The 8,155-nt window shown below is 75.3% G+C and carries 9 protein-coding genes; 5 read left to right on the top strand and 4 right to left on the bottom strand.

The window, feature by feature from the left end; translation table 11 throughout:
• Window positions 1–112: 112 nt before the first annotated feature.
• Window positions 113–1,006 (bottom strand): glutamate ABC transporter substrate-binding protein, encoded by an 894-nt coding sequence (locus tag ACI79I_RS20405; RefSeq protein WP_456994141.1) that lies wholly within the window; start codon window positions 1,004–1,006, stop codon window positions 113–115.
• A 22-nt stretch (window positions 1,007–1,028) separates the two neighbouring features.
• Complete coding sequence (locus ACI79I_RS20400; protein WP_456994142.1) at window positions 1,029–1,748, bottom strand: amino acid ABC transporter ATP-binding protein; 720 nt, start codon at window positions 1,746–1,748, stop codon at window positions 1,029–1,031.
• 215 nt (window positions 1,749–1,963) lie between these two features.
• Between ACI79I_RS20400 and ACI79I_RS20395 the strand changes: the two genes are divergently transcribed.
• Window positions 1,964–2,146 (top strand): hypothetical protein, encoded by a 183-nt coding sequence (locus ACI79I_RS20395; RefSeq protein WP_456994140.1) that lies wholly within the window; start codon window positions 1,964–1,966, stop codon window positions 2,144–2,146.
• A gap of 44 nt (window positions 2,147–2,190) precedes the next feature.
• A complete protein-coding gene (gene miaB / locus ACI79I_RS20390; RefSeq protein ID WP_456994139.1) occupies window positions 2,191–3,642 on the top strand; it encodes a tRNA (N6-isopentenyl adenosine(37)-C2)-methylthiotransferase MiaB in 1,452 nt (483 codons plus the stop codon).
• A 70-nt stretch (window positions 3,643–3,712) separates the two neighbouring features.
• On the opposite strand, the gene ACI79I_RS20385 is transcribed toward miaB, so the two are convergent.
• Window positions 3,713–5,260, bottom strand: a complete 1,548-nt coding sequence (locus ACI79I_RS20385; RefSeq protein ID WP_456994138.1) for a DUF349 domain-containing protein — start codon at window positions 5,258–5,260, stop codon at window positions 3,713–3,715.
• 40 nt (window positions 5,261–5,300) lie between these two features.
• Here ACI79I_RS20385 and ACI79I_RS20380 point away from each other — a divergent pair, with 40 nt between their 5' ends.
• From ACI79I_RS20380 to dapF, 3 genes are read left to right on the top strand one after another with little or no spacing between them, the layout of a single operon-like run.
• Window positions 5,301–6,020 (top strand): hypothetical protein, encoded by a 720-nt coding sequence (locus ACI79I_RS20380; RefSeq protein ID WP_456994137.1) that lies wholly within the window; start codon window positions 5,301–5,303, stop codon window positions 6,018–6,020.
• Window positions 6,017–6,940, top strand: coding sequence for a tRNA (adenosine(37)-N6)-dimethylallyltransferase MiaA (gene miaA, locus ACI79I_RS20375; RefSeq protein ID WP_456994136.1), 924 nt, complete (start codon window positions 6,017–6,019; stop codon window positions 6,938–6,940). Before ACI79I_RS20380 ends, miaA begins: the two co-directional genes overlap by 4 nt.
• Complete coding sequence (dapF, locus tag ACI79I_RS20370; protein ID WP_456994135.1) at window positions 6,937–7,806, top strand: diaminopimelate epimerase; 870 nt, start codon at window positions 6,937–6,939, stop codon at window positions 7,804–7,806. Before miaA ends, dapF begins: the two co-directional genes overlap by 4 nt.
• A 13-nt stretch (window positions 7,807–7,819) precedes the next feature.
• Here dapF and ACI79I_RS20365 read toward each other — a convergent pair whose 3' ends face one another.
• Window positions 7,820–8,041: a hypothetical protein gene (locus ACI79I_RS20365; protein ID WP_456994134.1), complete on the bottom strand. Its 222-nt coding sequence runs from the start codon at window positions 8,039–8,041 to the stop codon at window positions 7,820–7,822.
• Between the last annotated feature and the right edge of the window lie 114 nt (window positions 8,042–8,155).

Raw genomic sequence — 8,155 nt, 5'->3', positions numbered from 1 at the left:
CCCCGCCGCCCGCCGCGGCCCCCCCCCCGCCCGCCCCGCGCCCGCCCCCGCCCCCCCCCCCCCCCCCCCCCCCCCCCCCCCCCCCCCCCCCCCCCCCCCCCCCCCGGGGGACTCAGTAGCGGTCGACCGCCGGGGGCTCCGGAGCCGGCTCGCCGGTGATGGAGCCGGCCGTGCGGTCCCAGGCCTCGGCCCACCGGCCGTCCTCGTAGGACTCCTCGAGGACGTCGTTGATCCAGTTCCGGAACTCGGTGTCGCCGAGCGCCAGGCCGATGCCGTAGGGCTCCTCGGTGAACGGGTTCCCGACCAGCTCGAAGCCCTCCGGGTTGCCGGCGACCAGGCCGGTGAGGATGACGTTGTCGGTCGTCACCGCCTGGACGTTGCCGTTGGCCAGGTCGTCGGCGCACTTGGAGTACACGTCGTAGGTGGTCAGGTTGGCCTCCGGGTAGTTGTCCCGGATGTTCTGGGCCGGGGTGGAGCCCTCGACCGAGCAGACCGTCTTGCCGGCGAGGTCGTCGGGCCCCTGGATGCCCTCGGGGTTGCCCGCGGCGACCATGATGTCCTGGCCGGCGATGTAGTACGGCCCCGCGAAGTCGACCACCTGCTTGCGGGTGTCGTTGATCGTGTAGGTCGCCACGACGATGTCGACCTGTCCGTTCTGGATGAACGGCTCCCGGTTCGCCGACACGGTCTCGGTCCACTCGATGCCGTCTTCCGCGATGCCCAGCTCGCCGGCGATGATCTTGGCGATCTCCACGTCGAAGCCCTCGGGGTCCTGGGTCTGCGGGTTGAGCAGGCCGAACCCCGGCTGGTCGAACTTGGTGCCCACGGTGATCGAGCCGGCCTCGGCCAGCTCCGCCATCGTCGTCCCGGCCTCGAACTGGACGTCCTCGGCCACCTCGGCGGTGCTCTGGGCCTCGTCCTCGGCCTGCTGGCCGGCTTCACTGGAGCAGCCGGCCAGCACGAGGCCCAGCGCCCCGACTGCGGCGGCGTAGCGGGTGATGCGCATGTGCGTTCCTTTCCTACCGGGCTCAGTGGTTGAGGATCTTCGAGAGGAAGTCCTTGGCCCGGTCCGACTGCGGGTTGGTGAAGAACGACTCCGGGTCGGTCGCCTCGACGATGCGGCCGCCGTCCATGAAGACGACCCGGTTGGCCGCGCGGCGGGCGAAGCCCATCTCGTGGGTGACGACGATCATGGTCATGCCGTCGCGGGCGAGCGCGGTCATGACGTCGAGGACCTCGTTGATCATCTCGGGGTCCAGCGCCGAGGTCGGCTCGTCGAACAGGATGACCTTGGGGTCCATCGCCAGGGCCCGGGCGATGGCCACCCGCTGCTGCTGGCCACCGGAGAGCTGCGCCGGGTACTTGTCGGCCTGGGCGCCCACGCCGACCCGGTCGAGCAGCTCGCGGGCCCGCCGCTCGGCCTCGCCGCGCGCCTGCCGGCGCACCTTGATCGGGCCCAGGGTGACGTTCTCGAGGATCGTCTTGTGGGCGAAGAGGTTGAAGCTCTGGAACACCATCCCGACGTCGCTGCGCAGCCGCGCGAGGGCCTTGCCCTCGTCGGGCAGCCGCTGGCCGTCGATGGTGATCTCGCCCTGCTGGATGGACTCCAGCCGGTTGATCGTCCGGCAGAGCGTGGACTTGCCCGACCCGGAGGGGCCGATGACCACGACCACCTCCCCGCGGTCGACGGACAGGTCGATGTCCTGCAGCACGTGCAGTTCGCCGAACCACTTGTTGACGCCGGACAGTCGGACGAGAGGCCCTCCCGTCGTGCGCGCGTCGGTGTTCGCGGGGCTGGTCACGCTGGCGACCCTAGGGCCGGGACGCGACGGGGACCGAACCAGGCGATCACGAAGGCGTAACAACCCCCGGGAGGTGGTGGTGCGCGTCATGCGGCCGGGTGACGGGTACCGGGCCGGGCCCGCCGCGGGAGGTCCGCGGCAGCGCGACCCGAGGAGCAGCCATGGCCGACGACCGCGAGAACCCGTCCCCGGACGACGTCCCCGCCTTCGTCGACGAACCGGGGACGACCGACCAGGCCCGGGACGACGACGACCCCGGTGGACTGCTCGCCGACGCCCCGGACACCGAGACCGGCAAGGCGCAGGCGGTCTTCGACGAGGACCAGCCGGGCCCGGGCGTCTGAGCGACGGCGGCCGGGGGAGCCGCGCGCCGTACCCTCGACCCGTCATGGGAACCGAGTTGGGGGCAGCCGTGCGCACCTACCGGGTGCGCACCTACGGGTGCCAGATGAACGTGCACGACTCCGAGCGCCTGTCCGGGCTCCTGGAGGCGGCGGGCTACGCGCCGGCCGCCGAGGGGGAGGACGCCGACGTCGTCGTCCTCAACACCTGCGCGGTGCGGGAGAACGCCGACAACCGGTTGTACGGCAACCTCGGCCACCTCCGGCCGGTGAAGGCCGCGCGCCCCGGCATGCAGATCGCCGTCGGCGGCTGCCTGGCGCAGAAGGACCGCGGCCAGATCGTCGAGCGCGCGCCGTGGGTGGACGTCGTCTTCGGCACGCACAACGTCGGCTCCCTGCCGGCCCTGCTGGAGCGGGCCCGGCACAACGCCGAGGCGCAGGTGGAGATCGCCGAGGCCCTCGAGGTGTTCCCGTCGACGCTGCCGGCCAAGCGCGACTCCGCCTACTCCGGCTGGGTCTCGATCAGCGTGGGGTGCAACAACACCTGCACGTTCTGCATCGTCCCGTCGCTGCGCGGCAAGGAGAAGGACCGCCGTCCGGGCGAGATCCTCGCCGAGGTGCAGGCGCTGGTCGACCAGGGTGTGCTCGAGGTGACCCTGCTCGGCCAGAACGTCAACAGCTACGGCGCCGAGTTCGGCGACCGCGGCGCCTTCGCCGACCTGCTGCGCGCCGCCGGCCGGATCCAGGGCCTGGAACGGATCTGGTTCACCAGCCCGCACCCGCGGGAGTTCACCGACGACGTCATCGCCGCGATGGCCGAGACGCCGGCGGTGTGCCACGCGCTGCACATGCCGCTGCAGTCGGGGTCGGACGGCGTCCTGCGGCGGATGCGCCGCGCCTACCGGCGGGACCGCTTCCTCGGCATCCTCGACCGGGTGCGGGCGGCGATGCCCGACGCGGCGATCACCACCGACATCATCGTCGGCTTCCCCGGGGAGACCGAGGCCGACTTCGAGCAGACCCTCGACGTCGTCCGCCAGGCCCGGTTCTCCAGCGCCTTCACCTTCCAGTACTCCAAGCGGCCCGGGACGCCCGCGGCCGAGATGGAGGGGCAGCTGCCCAAGGCCGTCGTCCAGGAGCGCTACGAGCGGTTGGTCGCGCTGCAGGAGGAGATCAGCTGGGCGGAGAACCGCGCCCAGGTCGGCCGCACCGTCGAGCTGCTGGTCGCCGCGGGAGAGGGCAGCAAGGACGCCCGCACCGGGCGGCTCAGCGGCCGGGCCCGTGACGGGCGCCTGGTGCACTTCACGGCGGCGGACGGCGTCCGGCCCGGGGACGTGGTCGAGACCGTCGTCACCCAGGCCGCGCCGCACCACCTCGTGGCCGACGGGCCGCTGATGTCGCACCGGCGGACCCGCGCCGGCGACGCCGCCGAGGCCGGCACCCGGCCCACCACGCCCGGCGTGCTGCTGGGCATGCCGCGGATCGGCGCCCCGGCCTGACGCCGGTATCGGGAGCGACACCCCTGTCCGGTGGGTCCGGGACGGGGGGATCGCTCCCGATACCGCGACCTCAGCGGCGGGACGCGGCCTTCTCGGCCTCGGCCAGCCACTCGCGGCGGGTGGCCAGGTTGGCCCGCGCCTCCTCGATGCGCGCGGCGTTCCCGGCGGCCTCGGCCTTGGTCAGCTGTTCCTCGGCCTTGGTCACCGCCTGGCGCATCGAGGTGACCATCGGGTTCTCCGGCGCGACCCGGGCACGTGAGGAGTCCACCGCGCCGCGGACGCGCTGCTCGACGGCCTGCATGCGGTCCTCCAGCTGACGCATCGCGCCGCGCGGCACGTGGCCGATCGCGTCGTAGCGCTCCTGGAGCTTGCGCAGCGCGTTCTGCGCTCCGCGCAGGTCGGTGGAGGGGTCGAGCTTCTCGGCCTCGGCGAGGATCTCCTCCTTGGCCTGCTGGTTGGCCAGCTGCTCGCTGTTGCGCGCCTTGTCCGACTCGGCGCGGGCGGCGAAGAAGACGTCCTGGGCGGCGCGGAACTGCTTCCACAGGTCGTCGTCGCCGTCCCGGCCGGTGCGGGGGACGGCCTTCCAGCGGTCCATGAGCGAGCGCATGGCGGCGCTCGTCGCGCCCCAGTCGGTGGAGGCCGACAGCCGCTCGGCCTCCCGGATGAGCTCCTGCTTGGCCGCGCGGGCCTCGCTGCGCTGGGCGTCGAGGGCGGCGAAGTGCGCGCCGCGGCGGCGGCTGAAGGCGTCGCGGGCGGCGGCGAACCGGCTCCAGAGCGCCTCGTCGGTCTTGCGGTCGATGCCGCGGATGGTCTTCCACTCCTCGACGATGGCCTTGAGCCGGTCACCGGCGGCCTTCCACGAGGTCGACTCGGCGGCGATCTGCTCGGCCTCGGCGGCCAGCGCCTCCTTGCGGGCGACCTGGGCGGCGCGGGCGGCGGCCTTCTCCGCCCGCGACTCGGCGGCCGCGGAGTCGGCGGTCTCCACCATCGCCCGGGCCCGCGCGGCGAGCCCGTCGAGGTCGCCGACGGCGGTGGCGGTGGGGATCTGCTCGGCCAGCGCCTGGGCCTTGGACTTCAGCTCGCTGGGGTTGCCGGTGTGCGCCTTGAGCCGCGCCTCGAGCAGCGACACCTCGGTGGCGAGGTCGTCGTAGCGGCGGGCGTAGTGGGCCAGGCCCGCGGCCGGGTCGCCGGCCTGCCAGGAGCCCACGGCGCGCTCGCCCTCGGCGGTGCGGACGTAGACGGTGCCGTCCTCGTCCACGCGGCCCCACTGCGACGGGTCCGATGCCGGGGCGACCGGCTGCGCGGGGGCGGCCGGCTGCGCGGGGGCCAGCGCAGGGGGAGCCGTCTCCGGGACGACGGCTCCGGGGGCGACGGCTCCCGGGCTCACGCCCTCCGGCACGGCCGCCTCCGGCGCGTCCTCGGTCGCGGTGGGAGACTCCGCGGCCTGCTCGGACGGCGGGGCGACCTCCGGCGTCCCCGCGGCCGGGTCGGCCAGTGCGGCGTCGCCGGGGGCGGCCGCGGCCGCCGTCCCCGCCTCGGGGGTGACCGCCTCGGAGCCGGCCGTGTCCGTGGTGGGGACCTGCTGCGAGGTGTTTGCGGCGTTCTCCGTGCTCGACACGCACCGCAGTGTCCCACGTCGCATCCGGGACACTGCTGCGGTGAGCTCCAGCCCGGCCGGATCCGACGGGAAGGGGACCGCGGGTCCCCTCACCGTCGCCTTCTGTCCCTGCCCGCCGCTGCTGCTGCCCCAGGTGGAGGGCCGGTCCGGAGCCGACACCCGGCAGCTGCGGGCCGCCTGCGCCGAGGCCGTCGACGCCGCGCTGGCACACCGGCCCGAGGTGGTCGTCGTCGTGGGGAGCGGTGGCGAGGGCCGGTTCGGCCCGGGGGACGGCGGCGACCTGCGCGGCTTCGGCGTGGACCTCGACGTGCCGTTCGCGGGGCCGGAGCGGCCGGGGGGACGGCGCACTCCGCTGGCGCACACGGTGGGCGCCTGGCTGCTGCACCAGGCTGGGTATGCCGGCCTCCGGGTGGGGGTGACGCCGGGCGACCTCGCCGACACCCTCGCCGGACTGCCCGGTCGGGTCGGGGTCCTGGCGATGGGGGACGGGTCGGCGCGCCGCACGGTCAAGGCGCCCGGGTACCTCGACGCGGCCGCGGGGCCCTTCGACGCCGCCGTCGCCGCCGCGCTGGCCTCCGGGGACGCCGCGGCGCTGGCCGGGCTCGACCCCGCGGAGGGGGAGCGCCTGCTGGCCGTCGGCGTCCCCACCTGGCGCGCGGTCGGAGCCGTCCTGGCCGGCCGGGAGGTGCGGGCGCGGCTGCACGCGGACGCGGCGCCCTTCGGCGTCGGCTACCTCGTCGCCGACTGGCTGGTCCCGTGACGGCGCAGCCGCCGGTGGTCGCCCTGGTCGGCCCCACCGCCACGGGCAAGACCGCGCTGGGGGTGGCCCTGGCGAGGCGGCTGGGCGGTGAGGTGGTCAACGCCGACTCCATGCAGCTCTACCGCGGCATGGACATCGGCACCGCCAAGCCCGACGCCGCCGAGCGGGGCGGCGTCGCGCACCACCTGCTCGACGTCTGGCACGTGCGGCAGGCGGCGTCGGTCGCCGAGTACCGCCGCCTGGCCCGCGCCGAGGTCGACCGGCTGCGGGCCGCGGGCACGGTGCCCCTGCTGGTCGGGGGGTCGGGGCTGTACGTGCGCGCCGTCCTCGACGAGCTGGACTTCCCCGGCACGGACCCGGCGGTGCGGGCCCGGCTGGAGGCCGAGCTGGCCGAGGCCGGCCCCGCGGCCCTGCACGCCCGGCTGGCCGCCGTCGACCCGGCCGCGGCCGCGGCGGTCCTGCCGAGCAACGGACGGCGGATCGTGCGCGCGCTGGAGGTCGTGGAGATCACCGGTGGCCCCTTCCGCGCGCAGCTGCCCGAGCCCCGGCCGCACTACCCGGCCGTGGTCGTCGGGCTGGACCGCGACCCGGCCGACCTCGACGAGCGGATCGCCGCCCGCGTCGACCGGATGTGGGCCGCGGGGTTCGTCGCCGAGGTGGAGGCGCTGGCCGCCGACGGCCTGCGGGAGGGGCCCACCGCCTCGCGGGCGCTGGGCTACGCGCAGGTGCTCGCCCAGCTCGACGGCGAGCTGACCGCCGAGGAGGCCCGCGAGCGCACCGTGTCGACCACGCGCCGCTTCGTCCGGAGGCAACGGTCGTGGTTCCGCCGCGACGCCGCGACCACCTGGCTGGACGCCGCGCGCCCCGACCTGGTCGACGCGGCCGAGGCGCTGATCGCCGCGCATACGATCGGCCGGTGACCGCCAACCGGGTGCTGATCGGACACGGCACGGAGAACGACTTCGTCGTCCTGCCCGACCCCGACGGCACGGCCTGGCCGGAGGACCGGCTGGACGCGGCGATGGTCCGCCGGCTCTGCGAGCGCCGCGCCGGCCTCGGCGGGGACGGCGTGCTGCGCGTCGTCCGCAGCGTGCACGTCCCCGACGCGCCGGCCGTCCTGGGGGAGGACCTCGACCGCTGCGAGTGGTTCATGGACCACCGCAACGCCGACGGCTCGCACGCCGAGATGTGCGGCAACGGCATCCGGCTGTTCCTGCACGTGCTGGTCACCGAGGGGCTGCTGGACCGCTCCGCGTGCGAGTCCGGCGTCCTGGTGGGCACCCGCGGCGGACCGCGCCGGGTCGGCGCCGCCCCCGACGGTGGCTACTGGGTCGACATGGGCCCCGCCCGGCCCTTCGGCGCCGGCGAGGCGCACCTGGACGGCGCGGCGTTCCCCGGCCGCGCCGTCTCGATGGGCAACCCGCACCTGGCCTGCCTGACCGACGTCGACGTCGACACCCTCGACCTCTCCGTCGCCCCGGGCGTGGACACCGGGCTCTTCCCCGACGGGGTCAACGTCGAGTTCGTGAACGTCGTGGCGCCGGCCGCCCACATCCGGCTGCGGGTGTCCGAGCGTGGCGTGGGGGAGACGCGATCGTGCGGGACCGGCGCGTGCGCGGCGGCCTGGGCGGCGCTGGAGGCCGGCGGCGCCGACACGGGCACGGTCACCGTGGACGTCCCCGGCGGCCGGCTCACCGTCCGCGTCGACGGGACGACGACGGTGCTCACCGGCCCGGCCGTGGTCGTGGCCGCCGGGGAGCTCACGCCGGAGTGGCTCGGGAGCTGACCGGCGGGCCGGCTCAGGCCCCCTGGTCCCTGGTGTTCTCCGTCTCCTCCGGCGACTCGGGCACCATCGACTGGCCGGCGATCCCAGGGCTGCCCTTGGGTTCGCCGCGACCGCTGTCCTGGTCGGGGCCGGCGCCCAGCGGGTTGCGCGGCGGGTTGAGGCCCTTGGGGTCGCGGCCCGGGTCGTCGAGCTCCTCGCCGCTGCCCAGGCTGCTGCTGCCGCTGCTCTCGGTCATGCTCCGGCCTCCTCGCGATCGTCGGGACCGGGCCCTACCCGGCGACGACGGGGTCACGCGTCGGGATGGTCTCGGACGCACGCGGTGTTGTACCCGGCGATGACAACTCAGATG

The sequence above is a fragment of the Geodermatophilus sp. SYSU D01105 genome (genome assembly GCF_054050095.1).
This window is presented reverse-complemented; position numbering and strand designations above follow the sequence as displayed.